The sequence below is a fragment of the Bradyrhizobium sp. MI1.11 genome (genome assembly GCF_055811255.1).
Genome location: NZ_JBVVPM010000191.1, coordinates 1 through 826, shown reverse-complemented (window position 1 = coordinate 826; position 826 = coordinate 1). Strand labels below are relative to the sequence as shown.

Sequence of the window (826 nt, the reverse complement as noted above, 5' to 3'; positions counted from 1 at the left end):
TGGAATGGTCCGGCCGTGCTCCGGCCCTGCCAGTACGAGAAGCTGGCAAGGGGCGCCCAAGACAAGGAGCACGCCATGTCTCAGAAACTCGACGCTTCGCCCGCCGTCATCGGCATCGATATCGGCAAGAACTCGTTCCACATCATTGGCCAGAATCAGCGCGGCGGCATCGTGCTGCGGCAGAAGTGGTCGCGCGGCCAGGTGGAAACGCGGCTCGCCAACCTGCCGCCGTGCTTGATCGGCATGGAGGCCTGCGTCGGCGCGCATCACCTCAGTCGCAAGCTGCAAACGCTTGGCCACGACGCCCGCTTGATGCCGGCGAAATACGTGCGCCCCTATTCGAAGGGACAGAAGAATGACTTCCGAGATGCGGAAGCCATCGCCGAGGCGGTCCAACGCCCGACCATGAAGTTCGTCGCAACCAAGACCGCCGACCAGCTCGACCTGCAGGCGCTGCACCGCGTGCGCGAGCGATTAGTCGGTCAGCGCACCGGCGTCATCAATCAGATCCGTGCGTTCCTGCTGGAGCGGGGCATCGCCGTGCGGCAAGGCCTGCGCTCCCTGCGGTCCGAGTTGCCGGGTATCCTCGCGACGCGCACCGATGTGCTCTCGCCTCGCATGTTGCGCATCATCGAGGATCTGGCGGGTGACTGGCGCCGGCTGGATGAGCGTATCGAGGACCTCTCCAGCGAAATCGAGGCATTGGCCCGTCAAGACAAAGGCTGCGAGCGACTGATGACGGTGCCCGGCATTGGCCCGATCATCTCGAGCGCGATGGTGGCTGCGATCGGCACTGGAGACGTGTTCTCGAAAGGCCGCGACTTCG

1 protein-coding gene is annotated in these 826 nt (G+C 64.5%); it reads left to right on the top strand.

What is annotated here, in order from left to right:
- Positions 1-75 precede the first annotated feature (75 nt).
- On the top strand, positions 76-826 hold a 751-nt coding region (locus AC0L30_RS43060; protein ID WP_473256577.1), incomplete at its 3' end, for an IS110 family RNA-guided transposase.